Raw genomic sequence first — 22,458 nt, 5'->3', positions numbered from 1 at the left:
GGGAGATTCGATGGAGAAGGTCATGGTCACGCTGCGGCGTGACACCGCCGACGACGCCTGGTGCGAGCGGCTGCGCACCGAGGTTGCCGGGGAATTGCTGGCGCTGGGGTTGCCCGGATTGGCGGTCAACGTCAAAGACGGCGCCGTCCGGGACTCGCTGATGCTGCTGACGACGCTCGACCCGCCGGTGGTCGCGGTGATCAGCATCTGGACGCAGCAGTACTACGGCGCGCAGATGACGGCCGCGCTGGAGCGACTGCGGGCCGAATGCACCGAACTGGCCGCATATCTGGTCACCGAGTCGGTCCCGCTGGCCGGCCCGGCAATCGTCCTCGGGGAGCGCACCACCGGCCTGGCGAACATCGCGCTGCTGCGCCGTCCCGAAGACATCGACGAGCGAGAGTGGTTCCGCCGCTGGCACATCGACCACACCCAGATCGCGATCGACACCCAGTCCACGTTCGGCTACACGCAGAACGCCGTGGTCCGTTCGCTGACGCCCGACGCCCCGGAGCTCGGCGCGATCGTCGAGGAGCTGTTCCCCATCGAGGCGACGACGAGTCTGCACGCCTTCTTCGGCGCCGCCGACGATGCCGATCTGGCCGACCGCGCCGGAAAGATGGCCGCGAGTACGTCGGCCTTCGGCGCCAACGTCAACATCGACACCGTGCCCACCAGCCGCTACATCATGCGCAACCCGTTTGGAGACAACCTGTGACCGACCCCGCCGCGCTCGTTCAGATCGACGACACCAACCGGGTCCGGACCCTGACCCTCAACCGGCCCGACGCACTCAACGCGTTCAGCGAAGCGCTCTACGACGCCACGACGATCGCGCTGAAGGAGGCCGCGGCCGATCCGGAGGTCTCGGTCGTCCTGCTCACCGGCGCCGGCCGGGCCTTCAGCGCCGGCAACGATCTGGTCGAGATGCAGGAGATGGTCAACAATCCCGAATATCAGATGGGGGAGTACGGCTTCCCGGGCCTGATCGAGGCGCTGACGGCGTTTCCGAAGCCGCTGATCTGTGCGGTGAACGGCGTCGGCCTGGGTATCGGAACCACCATCCTCGGCTATGCCGATCTGGCGTTCATGTCGACGACGGCGCGGCTCAAATGCCCGTTCACCAGCCTGGGCGTGGCGTCGGAGGCGGCATCGTCGTATCTGCTGCCGCGGTTGATGGGCCGGCAGAACGCGGCCTGGCTGCTGTTGTCATCGGAATGGGTGAGCGCCGAGGAAGCGCTGCGCATGGGCCTGGTGTGGCGGGTGTGTGAGCCCGACGATCTGCTGCCGGAGGCCCGTCGTCATGCGGAAATCATTGCCTCGCGTCCGCTTTCGAGTCTCATGGCCGTCAAGCACGCGATGGTCGAGCCGACGCGCGACGCGATCGTCGCGGCGACGCAGCGCGAGTCCGGTCAGTTCGCCGAGTTGCTCGGTGGGGCCGCCAATGCCGATGCGCTGAGCGCATTCGTGGGGCGCAAGGGGTAGCGCTAACCCGCTTTGTGCACCGGACAGTCGGTGCGGGCCGCTTCGATGATGGCCCGCACGGTACGGCGGCAGCGGCCGCAGTCCAGGCCGGCGCCGCATTTCTCGGCGATCTGCTTCGACGTGGTCGCGCCACCCTCGACGAGTTCGGTGACGACCTGGCTCGTCACTCCGGTACACAGGCAGACGAACATCAGCCGGCCGCCTCGATCGACGTGATGTGCGCCAGGGTCCCGACGAAAACCGTTGGATAGACGCCGAATCCGGCGGCCGACATCCATTCGGCGGCGGCATCGGGGTGATCGATCCAGCGCCGGGCGGCAGTCTCGTTCACGATCTGCTGCAGGATCAGCACCTCGTGGCCGTCGTCGAAGGCCCGGTACACCCAGACCTTGCACACGCCGGCGTCGCGGAACCGGGCGGCGGCGTCGTGCACCTTGTCCATGAGGGCGGGGACGTCCTCGACCGCGGTCACGACGCCGACGACGACGGACGCGACGGCATGCTGGCCCGGCGGGGGCTCGGCGATATCGACCTTCTCGACCACTTCACCGGCGAAGATCGCGGGGATGTCGTCCACGCCCGAGGCATCGAAGAATTCGAATATCGCCGGCGAACGCAGAACTTCGCGGACGGAATTTGCATTACGAATTCCGACGGTGGCCAATACCCGGCCCGGTTCCCACAGTGATGAATATACGACGACGTGGTGTGCGGAAAGCTCGGTGAGAATCGACCGATGCGATTTCACCCGCTCCCACATGGATTCCACATCGTCGACACGAAAATCAGCGGCAAGAATGAGCGAGTGCAACGGTTGCTCGCTCATCGGCTCCTGCCATTCCGGGTCGCTCGGGTCCGCGGACGGGCGCCGCGGGGGTTAGTGCAGTCTAACCTTACTTAGGGCAGCCAGTCCATAGCTGCTGGCCAGCAGTGGAGTCGTGGATCTGGATACCGGGGATTCGGGATCGAATCGGGGGGGCGAAACACCCGCCGAACCGGTCGCCGACAAAGGGTCACTCGACTAGGTTTGGAACAGGCACGTTGTTGTTCCGCGCCAGTGACACTTGACCCAGCCCGATGGTGTTTTAAAGGAGCCGAAATGCAAGGCGACCCCGAGATCCTCAAACTGCTCAACGAGCAATTGACGAGTGAACTCACTGCGATCAATCAATACTTCTTGCATTCGAAGATGCAGGACAACTGGGGCTTCACGGAATTGGCGAAGCACACGCGTGAAGAATCGTTCGAGGAAATGCGCCATGCGGAAACCCTCACCGATCGCATCCTGTTGCTGGACGGCCTCCCCAATTACCAGCGGCTGTTCTCGCTGCGGATCGGGCAGACCTTGCGCGAGCAGTTCGAGGCCGACCTGGCCATCGAGTACGAGGTGGTCACCCGCCTGAAGCCGGGCATCATCATGTGCCGCGAGAAGGGTGATGCCACGAGCGCGAACATCTTCGAGGCCATCCTCGCAGACGAGGAAGGTCACATCGACTATCTGGAGACGCAGCTGGAGCTCATGGACAAGCTCGGCGGGCAGCTCTACGCGGCACAGTGCGTGTCGCGCCCGCCGTCATAGGCGGTCCCGGTCGAACACGGCCTCGCCCTTCGGGGCGGGGCCGTTGTCGTACGCCGGGAATTTGTCCGCCGAAAAACTAGAACTTGTTTCAGTTTTGGCGTAGCGTGCGAAAAGTGAGCCGAATCGGAGATTTCACCGACGAAGACGTAACCGCCTGGGTGGTCAAGTCACCCGACATCGGCACGGCCATGGCCGGTTTCACCAACGCCGTCTACACCAAGGGCCGCCTGCCGCTGCGTGTACGTGAACTGGCCCGCGTGGTGATCGCCCTCGACAACGAGTGCGTGGTGTGCCAGAACACCCGCGATTCGGCAGCCGAGGCGGAGGGCGTCGACGAAGACCTCTACAACCACGCCGGCGTGTGGCAGACCTGGCCCGGCTACTCCGAACAGGAGCGCATCGCCGCCGAGTTCGCCTACCGTTTCGCTTCCGACCACACTGGGCTGCGCGACGACGAAGACTTCTGGGCCCGTGCCGCAGAGCATTTCAGCGACGAGCTGATGACCGACCTGGCGCTCTCGTGCGCCATGTGGCTCGGCATGGGCCGCATGCTGCGGACCCTCGACATCGGTCAGGCCTGCAAGATCACCCTCTGAGAGGGGTCTAGACCAGTCCGGTCGCGTCGAAGATCCACGACATGTCAGCGGTCGCGAAATTCTCCAGCCAGGACGGCGGCGCGAAGTTCGACAGCGCGCCCATGTCCCAGTAGTCCTTCCACAGCGTCACCTTGCCGTTCTCGACGCGGTGCACGGTGACGAACTTGAGGATCGCGGATTCGCCGGTCTCCCAATGCCATTCCTCGTGATGCTCGTACATGGCATCGGCGCCGTTGGTCAGCAGCAGGCCGTCGAAGTTCTCATACGATGCCAGCGGCTCCAGGCCGATCTTGAGCCGCTTGACGATGTCCTCGGGCCCGCGCGCGGCGGCGGCCGGGCCGACCGGCATGTCCAGGTAGATGCAGTCGTCGGACACAAAATCCTTCAGTCGCTCCCAGTCCCGCGCCGACAGCGCCTGCCACAATCCGTGGACCGTATCCTCAACCGACACTGGCGAACTCACCTTCCTTGGCGACGGGCAGGGCGGGGGTCTGACGGGCGAACCGTAGGAAGCGGCCGGTGCGGGTGGTGCCGACGAGATCGGTCGGCACCCCGTTGCGGACGACCTGCTGGCCACCGACGAACACCGCGGCGACGGTGGCGTCGTTGCGGTTGACCATGCGGGACAGTCCGCCGTACTGCGCCACGGGCTCCTCGGCGTAGGCGTCGAGCGCATCGTCCAGCCGCTCCGGGTCGATGACGACGAGGTCGGCGCGGTCACCGACGCGCAGATGTCCGGCGTCCAGGCGGTACCAGTCGGCGAGTTCGCCGGTCAGCCGGTGCACGGCCTGCTCGACGGTCAGGAAGGGCGTACCGGCGCGCTCGGCGTCGCGCACGTGCCGCAGCAGGCGCAGGCCCATGTTGTAGAAAGCCATGTTCCGCAGGTGCGCACCGGCGTCGGAGAAACCGAGCTGGATGCCGGGGTCGCGCGCCAGTTTCTTGAGCACCTCGGGGCGGTGGTTGGAAATCGTCGTGCGCCAACGGACATCGCGGCCGTATTCGAGTACCAGGTCGAGGAAGGCGTCCACCGGATGCAGCCCGCGGTCGACGCCGACCTGACCGAAGGTCTTGCCGATGAGGGACTCGTCGGGGCAGCCGACGATCTCGGCGTCGAAGAAGTCGCGGTGCCACACCCGTACGCCGAACTTGTTCTCGTAGTCCTTGCGGAACTCGCGGCGGTACTCGTCATTGCGCATGAGGTCGTTGCGCTCGACCTCGTCGCGCAGGTGCAGAGCCGCTGCGCCCGAACCGAATTCCTCGAACACCACGAGGTCGATACCGTCGGCGTACACCTCGAACGGTACGGGCAGGTGCTGCCACCGGAAGTTGCCGCCGAGCTTGTTCACCAGCCTGGCGACCGGTCCCATGATGGTGATGGCGTACGGGTTGGCCTTGATGTCGGCGGCCGACAGCAGGCTCGTCTTGAGGTTCTCGCGGAACAGGCCGAGCGACTGGGCCAACTGCGACACCAGGTTCAGCGGGTTCTGCAGGTCCGGGCCTGACTGCAGGATGCGGCCCGAGCGGCGCAGCTGCGTCTTGAGCCGGCGGAGCTCGCGGGCCTTGGCGTAGGTGGACGGCAGGGTGCGCGACCGGCAGGTGTCACCGTCGATCTTGTCGAAAAGCAGCTGCTGCGAGGACATTCCGACGAACCCGGCCTGCAGTGCGGCCGCGAGCATCTGTTCCATCTCGGCCTGCTCGCCGCGGGTGGGCCGGACGTCCTTGCGGGTGGCGCGGTCCAGGCCCATGACGGCGGTGCGCATGTCGGAGTGGCCGATGAACGCGGCCACGTTCGGTCCCAGCGGCCGGTCCTCGAGTGCGTTGATGTAACCCTCTGCGGTGTCCCAGGTCTTGTTCTCGTCGACGGCGGTGATGACGTGGTCGCGCGGGATGGCCTCCACCCGGCCGAACAGGTCACCGGCGTCTTCGCCGCCGACATGCACCGTGGACAGCGAGCAGGAGCCGAGCATCACGGTGGTCACGCCGTGCCGCAGCGACTCGGCCAGGCCGGGGCCGGCCAGTACCTCGACGTCGTAGTGCGTGTGGATGTCCAGCAGGCCCGGCGTCACCCATTTGCCGGTGGCATCGACGACGTTCGGGCATCCGGTGTCGTCGAGGTCCACGCCGATCGCCACGACGTGTCCAGCGCGGATTCCGATGTCCCGGACCGCGGAAGGCGCGCCGGTTCCGTCGAACCAACGGCCATTGCGGATGATCGTGTCGAACGTCGTTGCAGAGGTCACCTAACTATAGAAGCGTGCCGGTCAGGCCCATGTCAATGAAAAAGTGAACACTTTCTAGAAAATGTCTACTCGTCCTGGGGAAACCTTGTGACGTCGCTCAGGATCAGGGCGGATACTGGCTCGGGTGACCCCCTTGCAGCGGTACATCGCCGAGGAAATCGCCACCGACCACGTCGACGGATTGCTGTCCCGGCGCGAGGCGCTGCGCCGGCTCGCGCTGCTGGGTGTGGGCACCGCCGCCGCGACCGCACTGCTGGCGGCCTGCGGCGAGAGCCGGGGACCGACGGCGGCCACGACGTCGACCGCGGCAGGCAAGCCGTCCATCGAGCCGGGCCCACCGCCGGGGATCGAGAACGCCGTGCAGCCCACGCCCATCACCTGGGCCGGCGGCACACTGCAGGGAGCGTGGGCCCCGGCTGCTCAGCCCCGCGGCGCAGTGCTGGTGATCCACGAGAACAAGGGACTGAACGACTGGGTCCGGTCGGTGGTCGGACGCTTCGGTGGCATCGGATACTCGGCGCTGGGCATCGACCTGTTGTCGGCGCAGGGCGGCACCGCGACCTTCAAAGATCCCGCGGAAGCCACTGCGGCACTGGGGAAGATCCCGCCCGACCAGTTCGTCGCCGACCTGCGTTCAGGCCTCGATGAGCTGCAGCGGCGGGCGCCGGGCATGAAACTCGCGGTGCTCGGATTCTGCTTCGGCGGCGGGCTCACGTGGCAGCTCCTGGCCGCCGGTGAGCCGAGGCTCTCGGCGGCCTTGCCGTTCTACGGGCCGCTGCCGGACCCGCACGACTTCGCCGGCTCGAAACAGGCTGCGGTACTGGCCTTTTACGGCGCCAAGGATGCTCGGGTGACGGCGAGCAAGGACGCGGCGGCCGCCGCACTCGAGCAGGCCGGCACGGTTCACCGGATCGTCGTGGAGCCCGACGCCGATCATGCGTTCTTCAACGACTCGGGCCAGCGGTACAACCCCACCGCGGCCGCCGATGCCTGGGCGCAGACGCAGTCCTGGATGCAGAGGTACCTGGCATGACGACGCGCCTGCCGGTGGTGCTGGTGGCGGCGGCGCTGGTGGCCGGCGCGGTTGCCGGGTGCGCGACCCCGGCGCCGGCGCCGAACAGCACCCCGACGTCCAGCGCGGTGCCGGTGACCGGGCCGGTGCAGGGGCCGGCGATCACCATCACCGCGCTCAACTTCGGCGACCCGCTCACGGTGGCGCCCGGCGCGCAGGTCACCGTCGTCAACAGTGACGACGTCGCGCATACCGTGACGTCGAAGGTCAAGGGGCAGTTCGACGTCAAGGTCGGCGGCAACGCGCAGACGACCTTCAACGCACCCACGACACCGGGCCGGTACCCGTATTACTGCGTGTACCACCCGGGGATGGTCGGTGTCCTGATCGTGCAGTAGCGCCTCAGTGCGGCGGTGTCCAGCTGACCGGCAGGCGCTTGATGCCGTGGATGAACTGCGACCACAGCCGGTCGGGCTCGTCGGTGGCCTTCAGGTCGGGCACGCAGCGGTGAATCTCCTCGAACGCCACCGCGATCTCGCGACGGGCCAGATTCGCCCCCAGGCAGAAATGGGCGCCACCGCCGCCGAAGCCCAAGTGCGGATTGGGGTTCCGGTGCACGTCGAAAAGCCAGGGCCGGTCGAATTTCGCCTCGTCCCGGTTGGCCGAGCCGTACCACAGCGTGACCTTCTGTCCGGCTTGCATTTTCACGCCGCTCAGCTCGAAGTCCTGCGTCAGGGTCCGGCGCATGTAGACGACGGGGGAGGCCCAGCGGATGATCTCCTCGACGGCGGTGGGTGCCACCGCGTCGTAGTCGGCCCACCACTGTTCGCGCTGCTCGGGGAACCGGCTGAGCGTCAGCACCCCGTGGCTGATCGCATTGCGTGTGGTCTCGTTCCCCGCGACCACCAGCAGGATGAAGAACGACGCCACCTCGCTCGAGGTGAGTCGTTCGCCGTCGACCTCGGCCTGCACCAGGGCAGTGGTCAGGTCGTCGTGCGGGTTGACGCGCCGGTCATCGGCCAAGGCGGTGGCATAGCCGCCGATGTCCATGGCGCACCGGAAGAACGCCTCGTAATCGGTGGTCAGATCGGGATCGCCGAACCCGAGAATGATGTTGGTCCAGTGGAAGATCCGTTCGTGATCCGGCTCCGGGATGCCCATCATGTCGCAGATGATCTGCAAGGGCAGTGGACCGGCAAGGTCGGCCACGATGTCGCCCTGACCGTCCGGGTGACGTTCGATCATGGATTTCACCAGGCTGCGGGCCCGGTTGCGCACCGACGCTTCTGTGCGTGCCACGACCTTCGGGGTGAACGCGCTGCGCACGATGTTGCGCAGCCGCGTGTGCCGCGGGTCGTCCATGACGATCATCGAGCCGAAATACTCGGCCAGCTCCGGCGTCTGCTCGGCGATCGTGATGCCGCCGGCGGAGCTGAAGATGTGTGGGTGGCGGCTGGCGAAGAACACGTCGTCGTAGCGCGTCAACGCCCAGTGGCCGGGACCTGATTCGAACCCTTCCTGGGCCAGTTCGGCGTGGAAGGCGATGGGTGCCTCGCGCCGCAGCGTGGCGAATGCACCGTCGCGGATCCCGTCGTTCCGGCCCCAGAACCGGACCGAACCGAGGTCGATGTCCGACAGTGCGAGGTCGGCCGGCGGTGCGCCGTTGTCGAGTAACGCGATGGCCATCTTCGGAGCGTAAAGCCCCGTCGGGCAGTACCGCGGCAGAATCGGCTGCGAAGAATCCGCCGAACGTGATAGCACCTTGTGGTGCGCAACCCACATGCAGGACAACCGTTTACGACCTCCGACGAGGACATCGCCAGTGCGCTGATGGACGTCAGCATCCCCACGCTGATGCTGTCACTGGTGCACATGTCCGGTGATCCGGAGCTGATCCGCGGCGCCCTGCGCCCCGCCGGGCTGTTCCTCAACGAGGTCCAGGGTTACATGTCCGAGGACGACAAGGCGGCCGTGCGCACCCTGGCGCTGAAGGTGATCGCGGACTACCGCGACCGCGGGTGCCCCGAGCCCGAGCCCATCGGTGCGGAGCTGCTCAAGGAGATGATGGAGTGGCTCGTCTGCGAGCCGGTGCCCGACGAGTACGTCCCGATGGTGTTGGAGGAGATGGAGCTCGACGGGAGAGATGTCCGCGGCGGCGCGGCCGGGCGTGACGCCGAAGCGGCGGCGGACTTCCCCGTGCTCGTCATCGGCTGCGGCGAATCGGGACTGCTCGCGGGAATCCGCCTGAAAGAGGCGGGAATTCCGTTCACCATCATCGAACGTGCCCCCGGTGTCGGCGGCACCTGGTGGCACAACAGCTATCCCGGTGCCCGCGTCGATGTCGGAAACCACTTCTACTGCTACAGCTTTGAACCCAGCGACCACTGGACGCAGTTCTTCGCCGAACAGCCGGAGTTGCAGGCCTATTTCGAACGCATCCTGGACAAGTACGGCATCCGCCCGCACGTCCGGTTCGAGACCGAGGTCACCGGCGCGCGATGGGATGACGCGACCGAGACGTGGCAGGTCACTGTCCGCAACGCCGACGGCACGTCGGACACGGTGTCGGCACGCGCCGTGATCAGCGCCGTCGGGCAACTCAACCGTCCCTATCTGCCGCCCATCTCGGGGCGCGACGATTTCGCGGGCCCGTCGTTCCACTCGGCGCAGTGGGATCACGACATCGACCTCACCGGCAAGCACGTCGCGATGGTCGGCGCCGGCGCCAGCGGCTTTCAGATCGCCCCGTCGATCGCCGGGAAAGTCGCTTCGCTCAACATCTTTCAGCGCACCGCGCAATGGATGTTCCCCAACCCCAACTACCACGCCCTGGTCGGCGACGGCGTCAGGTGGGCACTGAAGCACCTGCCGTTCTACGGGCGCTGGTACCGCTTCCTGCTGTTCTGGCCCGGCTGCGACAAAGGCCTGGCCGCGGCCCGTGTCGACCCGGACTACCCGGACCAGCAGCGTGCGGTCAGCGAGATCAACGACGTCACCCGAATGATGTTCACCGAGTGGATCAAAGGCCAGATCGGTGACAATCCGGACCTGCTGTCCAAGGTCATCCCGGACTACCCGGCTACCGGTAAACGGACGTTGCAGGACAATGGCAGTTGGCTCAAGACCCTGACGCAGGACCATGTCGAGCTGATCCGCACACCCATCGCCCGCATCGAACGCGATGCCGTCGTGACGGACGACGGCGCACGACATCCCGCCGATGTGATCGTGTATGCCACCGGTTTTCATGCCGGAAAGGTGTTGTGGCCCATGACGATCGTCGGCCGCGACGGCCGGGTGCTGGCCGAGCAGTGGGGGGAACGGCCCACCGCGTACCTCGGCATCACCGTGCCCGGGTTCCCGAATTTCTTCTGTATGTACGGCCCCGGCACCAACCTGGCCAGTGGCGGCAGCCTGATCTTCCATTCGGAATGCCAGATGCGTTACATCTCAGAATGTCTGGACCTGCTGCTGACCGGCCACGGGCGGTGGATGGAACCGCGGCCCGAGAAACTCGCCGACTGGGTGGAGCGCAGCCAGGCCGAGATGCGCACCATGGTGTGGTCGCAGCCGTCCATCAAGCACTCGTTCTACAAGAACGCCGACGGCGAAATCTACACGCTCAGCCCGTGGCGGCTGGTCGACTACTGGACGTGGACGCGCAGCGCCGACCCGCAGGACTACGCCTTCGGGTGAGCGGCCGGCGCGGCGAAAAGCCGCGTTGAACCCGGCCGGTAGCGGGTACGTGTTCCTGATACCGGTCAAGTCGCCACGCCCGGCGGCCGGCCGCGTGGAACTGGAGGTACGGACCATGGTCACCATCGCATCCCCTTCGACATACCGACTGCCGCACACCGTCTGGCGCCTGGCCGCCACGATCGTCGCGGCGCTCATGTTGCTGGTCCTGGCCGGCGTGAGCGTCCCGAAAGCCCGCGCCGACGACCGGCTGCAATTCACCGGCACTCTGCTCAGCGGCGGTACGTTCAACGGCGCGAGCCTGGCCGGCCGGCCGGCGGTGCTGTGGTTCTGGACGCCGTGGTGCCCGTTCTGCAACGCCGAGGCCCCCGGCGTGCATGCGGTGGCGGCGGCCAACCCGAACGTCGCGTTCGTCGGGATCGCGGCGCACGCCGACCCGGGCGCGATGAGCGCCTTCGCCGGGAAGTACGGACTGAACTTCCCGATCATCAACGACGCCGACGGTTCCATCTGGGCGCGCTATCAGGTGCCCTGGCAACCGGCCTATGTCTTCTACCGCCCCGACGGATCCTCGACGTTCGTCAACAATCCGACGTCGGCGATGCCGGAATCTGAACTGGCCGACCGGGTTTCGGCATTGACCAGGTGAACGGGCTGTCACTGGCCTTCGTGGCAGGCGTCGTCGCGGCGCTGAACCCCTGCGGTTTCGCGATGCTGCCCGGCTATCTGGCGCTGGTCGCGCAGAGCGGCCGCACCGGACCGGCGGCGGCGCTGATCCGTGCGGTCACCGCCACCGTCGTGATGGCGCTGGGTTTCGCAACGGTTTTCGCCGCGTTCGGGGTGCTGGCCGTGTCGGCCGCCGATCTGGTGCAGCGCTATCTGCCGTGGGCGACGCTGGTCATCGGCGTGGTCCTGGTGATCGTCGGGGTTGGTCAGGTGCTGGGCCGGCCCCTGGTGTCGTTGCGGTTGGCCGGGGCGGCCGCGGGCGGCGCACCCGACGGCCGGCTCGGGTCGATGTTCGGTTACGGCATCGCGTACGCGCTGGTGTCGGTGTCCTGCACCATCGCCCCGTTTTTGGCGGTGACCGGGATCGGCTTGCGGGACAAGAACATCGGTGCGTCGGCGGGCTACCTGGGCGCCTACGTCGGCGGCTTCGCGGCCCTCGTCGGGGTGCTGGCGGTGACTGCTGCGGTGTCCGGGGCGGCGGTTGCGGACCGGTTGCGGGGCTGGACGCGCTGGGCGCCGATGATCGGCGGTGTGCTGCTGGTGATTTCCGGTCTCTACGTCGCGTACTACGGCGGCTACGAGCTGCGATTGCGGGGGAGTATCGGGGCGGATCCGGTGATCGCGGTGGCCGGCCGGATCCAGCAGCAACTCGCCGGCTGGGCGTACCGGCTGCCGTGGCCCCTAGCCGCCGCGGCGATCACCGCGGCCGTCGTGGCCGTCATCCTGGGCGTCCGGAACCGGCGACGACGCCACGTCGCCCGCGGTCGCGACAGCTGAGCGCTACCGGTTGACGAGCGGGAAGGCCGGCGCGCAGCCGCGTTCGATGGCGTGTGCCCAGGCGTCCTGTTCGGCAGAGGCCCGCAGGTGCCGGTGGCGCGCGGTCCAGCCGCAGGTGCAGGTTGCGTAGGAGCAGCCGAGGCCGCGGACGTGGACGCCCACCTCGCCGTGGGACACCGCGGTCGGTGTGGTGAGTGGGGGTGCCGTCATGATGCTGACCTCCTGGCTGGTCTTGCCGACGATTCTCCCGCCGCCCGATCACGGGGAGCAGTAGCGACAGGTCACAACTAGGCCACTGCATACCTCCACCGGCCTGCCTTCAAACGTGCGGCGTGCAATCGGGCCACGCCGCGCAGCCTGGGCGAAGATGGCAAATACTGATAACGGTTTGAACACAGCGCCGTGGCCAACTGGCAAATCACCGCAGGTCGGTGGCTTGTGGACGGGTGCATTGTGGCGCAGGTTACGGGTAAAGTCACCGGTCAAAGGGTGGCTTGTCTCACCGCGATTCCGGATAGTTCCCGCACGCCGAAGCGCGCGTCATCGCCGGTCGTGCGCCGCCGTTATGCGTTTTTTGAAGGGGTTGTTTGCGTGGACGCGGTGCTCGGGTTGGCCATGACTCCGTCGTCCATCGGCCTGGTGCTGGTCGAGGGCAATGACGTGGACGGTTTCACCATGGACCACGACGCCGTGGAGATCATGAACTCCGACGACGCCACGGCGGCCGTGCTGCGCAGCGAGGCGCTCGCGGCGACGCGGGGGCTGCGGCTCAAGTCGATCGGGCTCACGTGGAGCGACGACGCCGACGCCGAGGCCTCGATGCTCATGCAGTCGCTGTCGGAGTCCGGTTTCGACAATGTGGTGCCGGTGCGCTTCCCAGAGGCGAACGAGGCGGTGGCCCGCGGTATCGCCGATGCGCTGGGCTGTGGCACCACCGCCGTGTGCACCATCGAGCCGGAATTTGCGATCACCATGATCGTGCATGCGGCCAGCGGCGCCGTACATACCGCCGTGAACCACTCCATCGGCTCGCGGGCCGGGCTGACCAGCTGGCTCAGCGCGGTGTTCGCCCGCGCGGACTGGCAGCCGGAGGCCCTGGTGGTGATCGGATCTGCCGGTAACTTCGAGGCGATCCTGCCGGGGCTGCAGGACGCGCTGTCGGTGCCGGTGTTCACGCCGGAGGAAGCCGATTTGGCGCTCGCCCGCGGCGCGGCGCTGGTTTCGGTGCGGTCAGGCGACTCCGACCTGTCCGAGCCGTACTACTTCGGCGACGTCCCGCGCCCCGACGAATGGGCCGGCCAGGATTTCGGTTGGGACCCGACGTTCGACGCGTTCGAGGACGAGTTCGAGCGTCCCGCGTTCGCGCCCGCCGGCCGGCATCGCTCGGGCGGTTCGTCGCGGTGGGAGAAGGTGCCGAGCTCGCCCGCACTGCCCCTGACCATGCTGGCCCTCGGGTCGACGGCGTTCGTGGCATCGGTGTCGATGGCGGTCACGCTGCAGTTCCTGCCCTCGCGCGGCGCCGCGTCGACGTCCGTCACCAAGAGCCCACGGCCCGCGGCCGCCGAGCAGGCTGTCGCGCCTGTCGAGCCTCCGACGGTGCACGTGGCGCCCGCCGCCGAGCCGTCGGCCGAGCTGTCGGCACCGGTCGAGGCCCCGCTGTCCGATGCGCCGATCGTCGAGCCGCAGGCGGCTCCCGTCGTCGAACCCGAACCGGCAGCGCAGCCCGACGGCCTGCCGCCCGCCGACGTGCCACCTGCCGCCACGGACATCCCGCCGGTGGAGATGCCGTCCAATGCGGTCGCGGTCGCGGTGCCGGCGGAAGCCCCGGCTCCGGCCGTTCCGGCGCCTGCCGACGCCGCGCCGCCCGCGGAGCCCGCCGCGCCGCCGCAGTAAACCCTGAGGTCGTTCCACATTCGCCGGGCCAGGAGCGCGCGCTGACCGAAGTAACGTCCGGAGCCGAACTACGATATGTAGTGAACGTATCTCGGACCGGAGGATGGACCCCTTGCCCAAAACTGTGCGTTATGCGCTGGCCGTCGCCGCATCTGCGGTGATGATGCTGAGCGGCTCCGTGGGTGCTGCTGTCGCGGCGTTGCCCGAGGCCCTTCCGGTCGCCACGATCACGCCGAGCGGCGGCCCCGCCGTCGGTGTCGGGATGCCCGTCACGGTGACGTTCAGCCGGCCGGTCGCGGACCGGGGACGCGCCGAGCGGACCATCGAGTTCTCGTCACCGAAGATGACAACGGCGCCCGCCGGGACGTTCTCCTGGCTCGCGGACAACAAGATGCAGTTCACGCCGAGCACGTACTGGCCCGCGCACTCGTCCATCACGGTGTCGGTCGGCGGGTTCAAGCAGTCGTTCGAGACCGCCACGGCCACCCTCGGTGTCGCGAGCATCAGCGGGCACACCTTCACGGTGAGCATCGACGGTCAGGTTGTGAAGACCATGCCGGCGTCCATGGGCAAGCCCAAGCATCCGACACCGGTGGGGTCGTTCACCGCGATGTCCAAGGAGAATCCCGTCATCATGGATTCGCGGACCATCGGCATCCCGCTCAACGACCCCGAGGGTTACAAGCTGACGGTCTACTACGCCGTGCGGGTGACCTCGGGCGGCGTCTACGTGCACGCGGCGCCGTGGTCCGTTGCGCAGCAAGGCAGTTCGAACGTGAGTCACGGCTGCATCAACCTGAGCACCGACAACGCGCAGTGGTACTACAACCAGGTCAACATCGGCGACCCGATCGTCATCAACTCCTGAGCGCCTGCGCCGTCGCCTCGTCGGCGGGCAGGAACGCTTCGATGCTCAGCTCCACGGCGGTCAGGTCCAGCGCCGTGCCGAACGTGGTGACGGTGCTGATGAAGGTCAGCACCTGACCGTCCGGGCCGTCGATCACCAACGGCACCGCGACACCGCCGAGATCGGACGAGTCGACGTCACCACCGGGGTAGGCCTCGATCTCGGTCAGCAGGTCGTGAAGCTCCTGCGACGCGCTGGCGGAAACTTCGCGGCGCAGCCGTCCGAGCACGTGGTGCCGCCACTGTCCGAGATTGCGGATCCGGGGCGCCAGCCCGTCCGGGTGCAGTGAGATGCGAAGCGCGTTGGGCGATTCGAGCAACCGGGGAGCGGCGTCCTGGAGCAGCACCGCGATGCCGGCGTTGGCGGCGACGATGTTCCACAGGTGGTCGACGGCCAGGCAGGGGAACGGCTCGTATGCGGCGAGGACGCGATCGATCCCGGTGCGTACCGCGCTCATCTCCGGGTCGTCGAGCGACCGCTCGGCGAACACGGGTGCATGACCCGCGGCCAGGAGCAGCCGATTCTGTTCGCGCGCAGGGACATCGAGCACGCTGCCGAGCTTGAGCACCATGGCGCGGCTCGGCGTCGACCGGCCGGTCTCGATGAAGCTGAGATGGCGTGCCGAGACGTCCGCCTCGATCGCCAGGTCGAGCTGGCTGATGCGCCGCCGCTGGCGCCACTGCCGCATCAGCGCTCCGAAGGGTTGCGGCGAATGTGGCGGGGCGGCGCTGGCGACGGTCACGATCCCAGTGTCGCGGTTGGCCGTCCCGGTGGCGACTACCTGTCAGGTAATTGCGGCGATTACCTGGTGCGGACAGTCTCGAATCATGCGCACGAACCCCGCAAACCAACCGCCGACCCAGTCCCCGCCAGTCTGGCTGCGGGCCGTCATGGCCGCCGACCGAACCGGATCGGCCTGGTACGTCGGTACCGGATTCTTCTTCGCGCCGGTATTGCTGCTGGTGTCGCCATGGCCCGCGCTGACGAATGTGCTGTGGGTGGTCATCGCCGTCACCGGCTTGTGGCTCGGTCTGCTCGGCGTCGCGATGGCGACCGGTCTCGCGATGGTGCTGCGCTCCGGCGCGGAGCTGTCCGACGATTACTGGCAGTCGCTGCTCGATTATCCGGACGGGCCCAAGATCACTGCGCGACAGCTGATTTCGCGTTAGCGCCGGTGTAGTCGACCTGCCAGTGCTTGATGCCGTTCAGCCAGCCGGACCGCAGCCGCTCCGGCTCGCTGAGCGGACGCAGGTCCGGGAGATGGTCGGCGATGGCGTTGAACATCAGGTCGATCGTCATGCGGGCCAGGTTCGCCCCGATGCAGTAGTGAGCGCCGGTCCCGCCGAACCCGACGTGCGGATTCGGGTCCCGCATGATGTTGAACGTGTACGGGTCGTCGAACACTTCTTCGTCGAAGTTGGCCGACCGGTAGAACATCACCACCCGCTGGCCCTTCTTGATCGGCACTCCGCTGAGCTCGGTGTCCTGCGTCGCGGTGCGCTGGAACGAGGTGACCGGCGTCGCCCAGCGGACGATCTCGTCGGCTGCCGTCGCCGGACGTTCGCGCTTGAACAGTTCCCACTGGTCCGGGTGCTCGGCGAAGGCCATCATGCCCTGCGTGATGGTGTTGCGGGTCGTCTCGTTGCCCGCCACCGCCAGCAGGATGACGAAGAATCCGAACTCGTCGTCCGAGAGCTTGTGGCCCTCGACGTCGGCCTGCACCAGCCGGGTCACCAGATCGTCGCGCGGATTGGCGCCCCGGTCGGCGGCCATGGCCATGCCGTACATGATCAGCTCGACCGACGCCGTGATGGCGTCATTGCCCGCGAATTCGGGGTCCATGTCGCCGACCATCTGATTGGACCAGTGGAACAGCTTCTTCCGGTCTTCCTGCGGTACCCCCATCAACCCCGCGATCGCCTGCAGCGGCAGCTCACACGACACCTGCTCGACGAAATCGCCGTAGCCCTGGGTGGCCGCCTCCTGCACGATCTGTTGTGCGCGCCGGCTCAGCTCGTCGCGCAGTAATTCGATGGCCCGCGGCGTGAACATGCGCGAGATGATCTTGCGCAGGTGGGTGTGGTGCGGCGCGTCCATGTTCAGCAGCACGAATTTCCCGCGCTCGATCTGCTCGGTGACGGTGCCGTCCTGGTACCGGGGAATGGCTGTCTTCACCTGGCTGGAGAACACGTCGCTGCGGCGGGACACTTCCTTGACGTCCTTGTGTCGCGTCACCACCCAGTAGCCACCATCGTCGAAGCCACCCTTGCCCATGGGCTGTTCGTTCCACCAGATCGGCGCGACGTGGCGCAGTTCGGCCAGCTCCGTGACCGGCAGCCGCTGCGCATAGATATCGGGGTCGGTGAAGTCGAATCCGGCTGGGATATCGGGTGCCGCCATGTGACGCTCCTCACTCTGCAACGTGTTCCAATTTAGTACCGCGTGCCGGTCGGAGCCGCAAGGTTATGCCGATAATTCGGCTCGGATTCTGGGGGAATGCCGACGCGACCCGAACCGGGGAGCACTATTCGTCGTAGCCGATGCGCCCGAGGTGGGCTCGTCGCGGCGCTGGACCCGATCCCGGATTCGTACGGCCGCACCACATTGATCCGGCAAATTCCCAGCAATACCGCAGTCACCTGTAGCACCATTGGTTACCGGAGACGGACGGGAGGGCAACACATGAGAATCCTGGACAGCGTCAAATTCCGCGCCGTGGGTCTGGCCTGCGCAGCGTTGCTGCTGCCGGTCGCCCCGGCCGCCTGGGCCGACGACACCGCGGCGGTCGACCAGTCGGCCGCGCCGATCGATCCGCCGGCGGCGCCCGCGGATCCCAAGCCGGCACCGGTCGGGAAGCCCGTCCCGGTGGCGAACGCCGCGCCGGTACCGCACCTGTCCAGTCCCGAGAATCTGCCGCCGTACACCACGACCACCGCGGAGGGGTCGCAGGACACCGACCAGCTGTCGTATCTGCGCGACGTCTGGCACGCCGTCCAGGAGCGCGAGATCAGCCCCAAGCAGGCCCTCGTGCTGCTCGCGCAGCGCCCCATGGACGCCGATGCGGCACCGCCCGCGGGGCTGCCCGCCGGTCCGCAGGCGCCGGTTGCGGCTCCGCCGCCCGCTGCTGACGCTCCGGTCGGTTAGGTCGGCCGGCCCGCGTCGCGCACGGCCGTCAGCGCCTGGCTGACCACCCGGTAGCACTCACACGCGATCTGCCGGAGCGCGACGCGGTCGAGAATCTCGATGTTGCCGCGCCGGTAGATGATCAAGCCATCGCGCTGCATCCGTGCCGCCGTCTCGGAGATGGTCGGGCGCTGCACGCCCAGCATCTGCGAGAGGCTTTCCTGCGTGCTCGAGAACTGTTGGCAGTCGTACCGGTCATGCGCGGCCAGCAACCAGCGCGCCAACCGTGCGCGCACCGAGTGCGCGCTCGTGCACAGCACGTTCTGCGCCGTCTGGATCAGCAGATAGTCGGTGAACCGGTCGATCGCGTCATGCCACGGGCCGCCTTCGGTGGTCAGCTGCAGAAACTCCGCGACCGGAACGTGTGCGGTATCGCCGGCACACCAGCAGACGACGGTCTGGCGGCTGTTGCGCGCACCCAGGTGGCCGGCGACGCCGACCAGGCCCTCGGAGCCGACGGTGCCCACTTCGATCCCGGCGCCGTGCTCGGACTCGGCCAGGACCGAATAGACCGAATCGAGCGGAAAATGGATGTGACTCAACGGGTTTCCGGCCCGTTGGGCCACGTGGCCGATAGGGCTGAAGTCGATCTGGATGTGCGGCAGCAATCGGTCGAGTCGGTCGCTGTCGAAGGTTGCGAGCACGGCATTGCGGTGCAGATCGCTCAGCTGAACCTCCGTGCCCACTCAAGCAAGCTACTCGACGGGTGCGTCGTCCCGATACGAACAGTTAACGGCGCGTCGGTGATTTGCTATGTCAGAGAGCTGACATAGCGGCTACTATTTGCGGGCCGACCGTCAGCGCGGCCCGGCATAGCCCTCATAGAGATCAATGATTGGTTTTTCCGTATGCCTGATGCAGTGGCCGATGACGCCGATGCCGACAACGCGTCTGAACACTGGGAAGTCGCGGCGGTCCTGGCCGGCGGTGACTCGCCGAAAGCCGGCGGATTCACGTTCTTCGTCGCCGATCAACGGTGGGTGTGGTCCGACGAAGTGGCGCGGATGCACGGCTACGCGCCGGGGCAGGTGGAGCCCACGACCGAGTTGCTGCTGAGTCACAAGCACCCCGACGACCGGGCCCGGGTGGCCGAAATTCTCGACCGGGTGCGGTCGGGAGGGCTGTTCAGCAGCCGGCACCGGATCATCGACGTCAACGGCAAGACACATTGGATGGTGGTGGTCGGTGACCACGTGACCGACGAGTCGGGTGAAGTGATCGGGACGCAGGGCTACTACGTCGATGTCACCGAAACCATGCAGGCCGACCTGACGTCCGAGATCAAAGAGGTCGTCAAGTCCCGCGCCACCATCGAGCAGGCCAAGGGCATCCTGATGGCGGCCTACGGCATCGACGCCGACCGCGCGTTCGACATCCTCACGTGGCGCTCGCAGATGACCCACGTCAAAGTCAAGACCGTTGCGGGACAGTTTCTCGAGGCGGTCATGCGAGAGGGACTGTCGCCCGAGAGCGTCAGCACCATCGACCGGCTGCTCCTGCCGGGCGACCCGGTCGCCAGCTGATCAGGCCGTCAGCGCCTCGATCCGGGCCGGCACGTGCTTGTGCCACGGGGTACCCGCGAACGCATCGCGCCAGTCCGCCGACGTGAGGTCGTTGGGCGCCACGCCGGGCACCCGCTTCTCGCCGTCGGCTTCGGTGAAGTCCACGCCGAACCCGTTGGGCAGCGAGGCGTGGCCGGGCAGCATGACGTCGGTGACCTCCACGGAAGCTTCCGCGGTCCCGGCGGCCGTCGTGATCCGGGCCCGCCCGCCGTCGACCAACCCGAGTGCCGCGGCGTCTTCCACGCTGACCCGCAGTGCGCCGTCGGCGTCGCGCTTGCGCCAGCCCGGATCCCGGATGATGTCGTTGGCGGTGAACGCCCGGCGCTCACCGGCCGACAGCACGATGGGGTATTCGTCGGAGGTCAGCGGCGGCCGGTCGGTGGCGAGCGCACCGAGTTCGGCGAGCATCTCGGGTATCTCGAGGGCGAACCGGCGGTCGGTGTGCGTCACCAGGCTCCAGTCGTCCTCGTACTCGTGCACCGTGAACGTCACCCTGGACCGGCCTTCGAGGATCGCGGTGAACAGCGCGTTGCCGTCCGCATGGCCGGCCCGGCGGACCGCATCGGGGTACGTCATCGCGGTCTTCTGCGCCAGCCCCCACAACGCGGCCGCTCCAGCCAGTCCGTCCGGCAGCGTCGGACCCAGCGTCTCGTACAGCACATAAGGCAGCACGCGGCCCAGTGCCGGGTTGGCGCCCACCGCGCCGAAGAACGCCCCGAGATACGCGTCGAGGCCCTCGCGGGCGGCCCGGCGCAGCGGGTCGAGTTCCGCGTCGTCGACGACGCCGAGGGCGCGCACCAGCCGCGCCCAGATCTCCGGCTCGGGCAGGGTGCCGGGCAGCGGTGTCAGGAGGGGGTGGCGCAGATGAAAGGTGTTGTGCGGGAACTCGAGATTGAAGAAGGTCGCCTCGGGCTTCTCGAACTGGCTCGCCGCGGGCAGCACGTAGTGGGCCAACCGGGCGGTCTCGGTCATCGCGACATCGATGACCACCAGCAGTTCCAGCGCGCCGAGCGCGTCGCGCACCGCGTTCGAGTCCGCGATGGAGTGCGCGGGGTTGCTGCTCTCGACGATCATCGCGCGGAAGCGGTCTGGATGGTCGGTCAGGATCTCCTGCGGCACGACGTTGGACGGCAGCAGCCCGGCGATGATGGGAGCGCCCGTCACCGGCGAACGGCCGACGCCACCGGCGGCGAACAGGGGAGCGAACGACGAATGCAGGTGCTGGCCACCGCGTTTGGCGAAGTTGCCGGTGAGGATCCACAACATCTTGTTCAGGTACGAGCACAGGGTGCTGTTGGGTGCCTGCTGGACACCGAGGTCCTCGAACACCGAAACGCTTGTCGCACCGGCAATCCGGCGCGCTGCGGCGCGCAACAGCTCGGCGTCGACGCCGCAGCGCTGGGCGAACTCGTCGACGTCCACGGCGCGCAGCGCCTCCCGCACCGGCTCGACGCCCGTGACGTGTTCGGCGAGAAACGCCTCGTCGCACAGGTTTTCCTGAACCAAAACCGCGGCCAGGGCCGACAGGCACCACGCGTCCGTCCCGGGCCGTACCCGCAGGTGGAAGTCGGCCATCTTGGCGGTGTCGGTGCGGACCGGATCGATGACGATCATCGACCGCTGCGGGTCTTTCGCGATGTCCTGCAGCACGGTCCGGGCCCGCGGAAAGCTCTGTGACATCCACGGGTTCTTCCCGATGAACACCGACACCTCGGCGTGCTCGAACTCGCCGCGGGTATGTCCGCCGTAGAGCTGGGCGTCGACCCAGAACTCACCGGTCTTCTCCTGTGCCAACGCATTCGACCGGTACCGGCTGCCGAGCGCCTTGAGGAACGCGCCGCTGTAGGCGCCACCCAGGTGGTTACCCTGACCGCCGCCGCCGTAGTAGAAGATCTTGTCGCCGCCGTACTCGTCGCGGATCCGCGAGAAGCCCTCGGCGATCTCGGAAATGGCGGTGTCCCAGTCGATTTCCTCGTAGGTGCCGTCGGGGCGCCGGCGCATCGGCGAGGTGAGGCGGTCGCGGTTGTTCTGGTAGTGGTCCAGCCGCAGGGCCTTGTTGCAGGTGTAGCCCTGCGAGGCCGGATGTGCCTTGTCCCCACGGATTTTCGACAGGGTGCGGCCGTCGAGTTGGACGACGATGCCGCAGTTGCACTCGCACAGGATGCAGGCGGTCGACTGCCACTCCTGGGTCTGGGTCATGAGGACGCCTTTCGTTCCGAGTCGGTCGTGGCAGTCACGAGGGCGCGCAGCTGCCGATGCACGAGGTCCAATGGGGTGGTGGAGCCGGTGGTGCGGGCCACCAGCACGGCGCCTTCGATCGCGGTGGTGGCGAGCATGGCCAATTCGGCGGCTTGTTCGGCGGACACGCCGTCGGCCCGTAGCTGCTCTTCGAGCTGGTCGAGCCAGCGGGTGAAGGCGGCGGCGGCGCGTTCGATGACGGGCGGGTTGTCGGCCTCGACGGCGACCGCCACCACCGGGCAGCCGGCCCGGTATCCGGACTCGGTGAGTTGGGAGCGGAAGCCGTCGACCAACACATCGAGTGCCTCGAGTGCGGTGCCGGCCTTGGCGATCCGGCGGGCGATGTAGTCACCCGCGAAATCGATTGTCTCGCAGAGTAGTTGGGTGCGGCCGCCGGGGAAGTGGTGGTACGCCGAACCGCGCGGTGCCCCGCTGTGGGCGAGTACATCCGAGATGGCCGTCGACTGCGCGCCCCGCTCGCGGATGAGCAGCGCGGCAGACACGATCATGCGTTCACGAGGACCAGCCATCCGCGCCCTTCCGTCGGATTATGTATGCAACCAT

The 22,458-nt window shown here is 67.4% G+C and carries 25 protein-coding genes; 14 read left to right on the top strand and 11 right to left on the bottom strand.

From position 1 onward, the window contains the following. The first annotated feature begins 10 nt into the window (after positions 1-10). Both ACJH7A_RS04385 and ACJH7A_RS04380 read left to right on the top strand, forming a co-directional pair. On the top strand, positions 11-718 hold the full coding sequence (locus tag ACJH7A_RS04385) for an EthD domain-containing protein (RefSeq protein WP_212811323.1): 708 nt from the start codon (positions 11-13) through the stop codon (positions 716-718). Next, positions 715-1,485 carry an enoyl-CoA hydratase/isomerase family protein gene (locus ACJH7A_RS04380; protein WP_212811324.1) on the top strand — a complete coding sequence of 257 codons (771 nt, stop codon included), beginning with the start codon at positions 715-717 and terminating at the stop codon, positions 1,483-1,485. Before ACJH7A_RS04385 ends, ACJH7A_RS04380 begins: the two co-directional genes overlap by 4 nt. Positions 1,486-1,487: 2 nt before the next feature. Here the strand turns inward: ACJH7A_RS04380 and ACJH7A_RS04375 are convergent, their stop codons facing one another. Both ACJH7A_RS04375 and ACJH7A_RS04370 read right to left on the bottom strand, forming a co-directional pair. Beyond that, positions 1,488-1,676 (bottom strand): bacterioferritin-associated ferredoxin, encoded by a 189-nt coding sequence (locus ACJH7A_RS04375; RefSeq protein WP_020100208.1) that lies wholly within the window; start codon positions 1,674-1,676, stop codon positions 1,488-1,490. Continuing rightward, positions 1,676-2,311 (bottom strand): fatty-acid--CoA ligase, encoded by a 636-nt coding sequence (locus tag ACJH7A_RS04370; RefSeq protein ID WP_212811325.1) that lies wholly within the window; start codon positions 2,309-2,311, stop codon positions 1,676-1,678. Before ACJH7A_RS04370 ends, ACJH7A_RS04375 begins: the two co-directional genes overlap by 1 nt. A 273-nt stretch (positions 2,312-2,584) precedes the next feature. Between ACJH7A_RS04370 and bfr the strand changes: the two genes are divergently transcribed. Both bfr and ACJH7A_RS04360 read left to right on the top strand, forming a co-directional pair. Next, on the top strand, positions 2,585-3,064 hold the full coding sequence (bfr, locus tag ACJH7A_RS04365) for a bacterioferritin (RefSeq protein WP_212811326.1): 480 nt from the start codon (positions 2,585-2,587) through the stop codon (positions 3,062-3,064). 113 nt (positions 3,065-3,177) lie between these two features. Beyond that, a complete protein-coding gene (locus ACJH7A_RS04360; RefSeq protein WP_212811327.1) occupies positions 3,178-3,660 on the top strand; it encodes a carboxymuconolactone decarboxylase family protein in 483 nt (160 codons plus the stop codon). Between the two features lie 7 nt (positions 3,661-3,667). On the opposite strand, the gene ACJH7A_RS04355 is transcribed toward ACJH7A_RS04360, so the two are convergent. Beyond that, the gene (locus ACJH7A_RS04355) at positions 3,668-4,111 is read right to left on the bottom strand and encodes a nuclear transport factor 2 family protein (protein WP_020100212.1); all 444 of its coding nucleotides are present in this window, start codon (positions 4,109-4,111) and stop codon (positions 3,668-3,670) included. Next, on the bottom strand, positions 4,101-5,900 hold the full coding sequence (locus tag ACJH7A_RS04350) for an amidohydrolase family protein (RefSeq protein WP_212811328.1): 1,800 nt from the start codon (positions 5,898-5,900) through the stop codon (positions 4,101-4,103). The genes ACJH7A_RS04355 and ACJH7A_RS04350 overlap by 11 nt, the downstream gene beginning before the upstream one ends. 124 nt (positions 5,901-6,024) lie before the next feature. On the opposite strand from ACJH7A_RS04350, the gene ACJH7A_RS04345 reads away from it, so the two are divergent. Both ACJH7A_RS04345 and ACJH7A_RS04340 read left to right on the top strand, forming a co-directional pair. After that, on the top strand, positions 6,025-6,933 hold the full coding sequence (locus ACJH7A_RS04345; protein WP_406801472.1) for a dienelactone hydrolase family protein: 909 nt from the start codon (positions 6,025-6,027) through the stop codon (positions 6,931-6,933). Next, positions 6,930-7,310, top strand: a complete 381-nt coding sequence (locus ACJH7A_RS04340) for a cupredoxin domain-containing protein (RefSeq protein ID WP_061001227.1) — start codon at positions 6,930-6,932, stop codon at positions 7,308-7,310. The genes ACJH7A_RS04345 and ACJH7A_RS04340 overlap by 4 nt, the downstream gene beginning before the upstream one ends. A 4-nt stretch (positions 7,311-7,314) precedes the next feature. Here the strand turns inward: ACJH7A_RS04340 and ACJH7A_RS04335 are convergent, their stop codons facing one another. Beyond that, the gene (locus tag ACJH7A_RS04335) at positions 7,315-8,598 is read right to left on the bottom strand and encodes a cytochrome P450 (protein ID WP_406801471.1); all 1,284 of its coding nucleotides are present in this window, start codon (positions 8,596-8,598) and stop codon (positions 7,315-7,317) included. An 81-nt stretch (positions 8,599-8,679) separates the two neighbouring features. On the opposite strand from ACJH7A_RS04335, the gene ACJH7A_RS04330 reads away from it, so the two are divergent. From ACJH7A_RS04330 to ACJH7A_RS04320, 3 genes are all read left to right on the top strand, one after another. Further along, positions 8,680-10,608 carry a flavin-containing monooxygenase gene (locus ACJH7A_RS04330; protein WP_406801470.1) on the top strand — a complete coding sequence of 643 codons (1,929 nt, stop codon included), beginning with the start codon at positions 8,680-8,682 and terminating at the stop codon, positions 10,606-10,608. A 169-nt stretch (positions 10,609-10,777) separates the two neighbouring features. After that, the gene (locus ACJH7A_RS04325; RefSeq protein WP_204158302.1) at positions 10,778-11,257 is read left to right on the top strand and encodes a redoxin domain-containing protein; all 480 of its coding nucleotides are present in this window, start codon (positions 10,778-10,780) and stop codon (positions 11,255-11,257) included. Beyond that, on the top strand, positions 11,254-12,111 hold the full coding sequence (locus ACJH7A_RS04320) for a cytochrome c biogenesis CcdA family protein (protein WP_082762027.1): 858 nt from the start codon (positions 11,254-11,256) through the stop codon (positions 12,109-12,111). The genes ACJH7A_RS04325 and ACJH7A_RS04320 overlap by 4 nt, the downstream gene beginning before the upstream one ends. Positions 12,112-12,114: 3 nt before the next feature. Here ACJH7A_RS04320 and ACJH7A_RS04315 read toward each other — a convergent pair whose 3' ends face one another. Beyond that, positions 12,115-12,321, bottom strand: a complete 207-nt coding sequence (locus ACJH7A_RS04315) for a hypothetical protein (RefSeq protein WP_061001225.1) — start codon at positions 12,319-12,321, stop codon at positions 12,115-12,117. A 381-nt stretch (positions 12,322-12,702) separates the two neighbouring features. On the opposite strand from ACJH7A_RS04315, the gene ACJH7A_RS04310 reads away from it, so the two are divergent. Continuing rightward, the gene (locus ACJH7A_RS04310) at positions 12,703-14,004 is read left to right on the top strand and encodes a hypothetical protein (protein ID WP_061001224.1); all 1,302 of its coding nucleotides are present in this window, start codon (positions 12,703-12,705) and stop codon (positions 14,002-14,004) included. A gap of 103 nt (positions 14,005-14,107) precedes the next feature. Beyond that, entirely contained in the window at positions 14,108-14,872 is a 765-nt protein-coding gene (locus ACJH7A_RS04305) for a L,D-transpeptidase family protein (protein ID WP_061001223.1), read from the top strand. On the opposite strand, the gene ACJH7A_RS04300 is transcribed toward ACJH7A_RS04305, so the two are convergent. After that, the gene (locus ACJH7A_RS04300) at positions 14,862-15,599 is read right to left on the bottom strand and encodes a helix-turn-helix domain-containing protein (RefSeq protein WP_406801491.1); all 738 of its coding nucleotides are present in this window, start codon (positions 15,597-15,599) and stop codon (positions 14,862-14,864) included. The two genes, ACJH7A_RS04305 and ACJH7A_RS04300, sit on opposite strands and share 11 nt — an antisense overlap. Positions 15,600-15,738: 139 nt before the next feature. Here ACJH7A_RS04300 and ACJH7A_RS04295 point away from each other — a divergent pair, with 139 nt between their 5' ends. After that, entirely contained in the window at positions 15,739-16,080 is a 342-nt protein-coding gene (locus tag ACJH7A_RS04295; protein ID WP_061001222.1) for a hypothetical protein, read from the top strand. Here the strand turns inward: ACJH7A_RS04295 and ACJH7A_RS04290 are convergent. Continuing rightward, positions 16,052-17,311, bottom strand: coding sequence for a cytochrome P450 (locus ACJH7A_RS04290; RefSeq protein ID WP_061001221.1), 1,260 nt, complete (start codon positions 17,309-17,311; stop codon positions 16,052-16,054). The genes ACJH7A_RS04295 and ACJH7A_RS04290 overlap by 29 nt on opposite strands. A 282-nt stretch (positions 17,312-17,593) precedes the next feature. Here ACJH7A_RS04290 and ACJH7A_RS04285 point away from each other — a divergent pair, with 282 nt between their 5' ends. Then, the gene (locus ACJH7A_RS04285) at positions 17,594-18,055 is read left to right on the top strand and encodes a hypothetical protein (protein WP_212811338.1); all 462 of its coding nucleotides are present in this window, start codon (positions 17,594-17,596) and stop codon (positions 18,053-18,055) included. Here the strand turns inward: ACJH7A_RS04285 and ACJH7A_RS04280 are convergent. Then, the gene (locus ACJH7A_RS04280; RefSeq protein WP_212811339.1) at positions 18,052-18,780 is read right to left on the bottom strand and encodes a Crp/Fnr family transcriptional regulator; all 729 of its coding nucleotides are present in this window, start codon (positions 18,778-18,780) and stop codon (positions 18,052-18,054) included. The two genes, ACJH7A_RS04285 and ACJH7A_RS04280, sit on opposite strands and share 4 nt — an antisense overlap. Before the next feature lie 162 nt (positions 18,781-18,942). Between ACJH7A_RS04280 and ACJH7A_RS04275 the strand changes: the two genes are divergently transcribed. Further along, positions 18,943-19,617, top strand: a complete 675-nt coding sequence (locus tag ACJH7A_RS04275; protein ID WP_244872529.1) for a PAS and ANTAR domain-containing protein — start codon at positions 18,943-18,945, stop codon at positions 19,615-19,617. Here ACJH7A_RS04275 and ACJH7A_RS04270 read toward each other — a convergent pair whose 3' ends face one another. Both ACJH7A_RS04270 and ACJH7A_RS04265 read right to left on the bottom strand, forming a co-directional pair. Next, complete coding sequence (locus ACJH7A_RS04270; RefSeq protein WP_212811340.1) at positions 19,618-21,855, bottom strand: molybdopterin-dependent oxidoreductase; 2,238 nt, start codon at positions 21,853-21,855, stop codon at positions 19,618-19,620. Then, positions 21,852-22,424, bottom strand: a complete 573-nt coding sequence (locus ACJH7A_RS04265) for a TetR/AcrR family transcriptional regulator (protein ID WP_406801469.1) — start codon at positions 22,422-22,424, stop codon at positions 21,852-21,854. Before ACJH7A_RS04265 ends, ACJH7A_RS04270 begins: the two co-directional genes overlap by 4 nt. Positions 22,425-22,458: the final 34 nt, after the last annotated feature.

Source organism: Mycobacterium sp. SMC-17 (assembly GCF_045310915.1).
Taxonomy (GTDB): domain Bacteria; phylum Actinomycetota; class Actinomycetes; order Mycobacteriales; family Mycobacteriaceae; genus Mycobacterium.
This window is presented reverse-complemented; position numbering and strand designations above follow the sequence as displayed.

Bases quoted from the DNA above. Each gene is read 5' to 3' on its own strand.
- ACJH7A_RS04315 (WP_061001225.1), bottom strand. From the start codon at position 12,321: ATGACGGCACCCCCACTCACCACACCGACCGCGGTGTCCCACGGCGAG.
- ACJH7A_RS04375 (WP_020100208.1), bottom strand. From the start codon at position 1,676: ATGTTCGTCTGCCTGTGTACCGGAGTGACGAGCCAGGTCGTCACCGAA.
- ACJH7A_RS04290 (WP_061001221.1), bottom strand. From the start codon at position 17,311: ATGGCGGCACCCGATATCCCAGCCGGATTCGACTTCACCGACCCCGAT.
- ACJH7A_RS04305 (WP_061001223.1), top strand. From the start codon at position 14,108: ATGGACCCCTTGCCCAAAACTGTGCGTTATGCGCTGGCCGTCGCCGCA.
- ACJH7A_RS04370 (WP_212811325.1), bottom strand. From the start codon at position 2,311: ATGAGCGAGCAACCGTTGCACTCGCTCATTCTTGCCGCTGATTTTCGT.
- bfr (WP_212811326.1), top strand. From the start codon at position 2,585: ATGCAAGGCGACCCCGAGATCCTCAAACTGCTCAACGAGCAATTGACG.
- ACJH7A_RS04300 (WP_406801491.1), bottom strand. From the start codon at position 15,599: ATGCGGCAGTGGCGCCAGCGGCGGCGCATCAGCCAGCTCGACCTGGCG.
- ACJH7A_RS04295 (WP_061001222.1), top strand. From the start codon at position 15,739: ATGCGCACGAACCCCGCAAACCAACCGCCGACCCAGTCCCCGCCAGTC.
- ACJH7A_RS04265 (WP_406801469.1), bottom strand. From the start codon at position 22,424: ATGGCTGGTCCTCGTGAACGCATGATCGTGTCTGCCGCGCTGCTCATC.
- ACJH7A_RS04275 (WP_244872529.1), top strand. From the start codon at position 18,943: ATGCCTGATGCAGTGGCCGATGACGCCGATGCCGACAACGCGTCTGAA.
- ACJH7A_RS04270 (WP_212811340.1), bottom strand. From the start codon at position 21,855: ATGACCCAGACCCAGGAGTGGCAGTCGACCGCCTGCATCCTGTGCGAG.
- ACJH7A_RS04340 (WP_061001227.1), top strand. From the start codon at position 6,930: ATGACGACGCGCCTGCCGGTGGTGCTGGTGGCGGCGGCGCTGGTGGCC.
- ACJH7A_RS04385 (WP_212811323.1), top strand. From the start codon at position 11: ATGGAGAAGGTCATGGTCACGCTGCGGCGTGACACCGCCGACGACGCC.
- ACJH7A_RS04335 (WP_406801471.1), bottom strand. From the start codon at position 8,598: ATGGCCATCGCGTTACTCGACAACGGCGCACCGCCGGCCGACCTCGCA.
- ACJH7A_RS04285 (WP_212811338.1), top strand. From the start codon at position 17,594: ATGAGAATCCTGGACAGCGTCAAATTCCGCGCCGTGGGTCTGGCCTGC.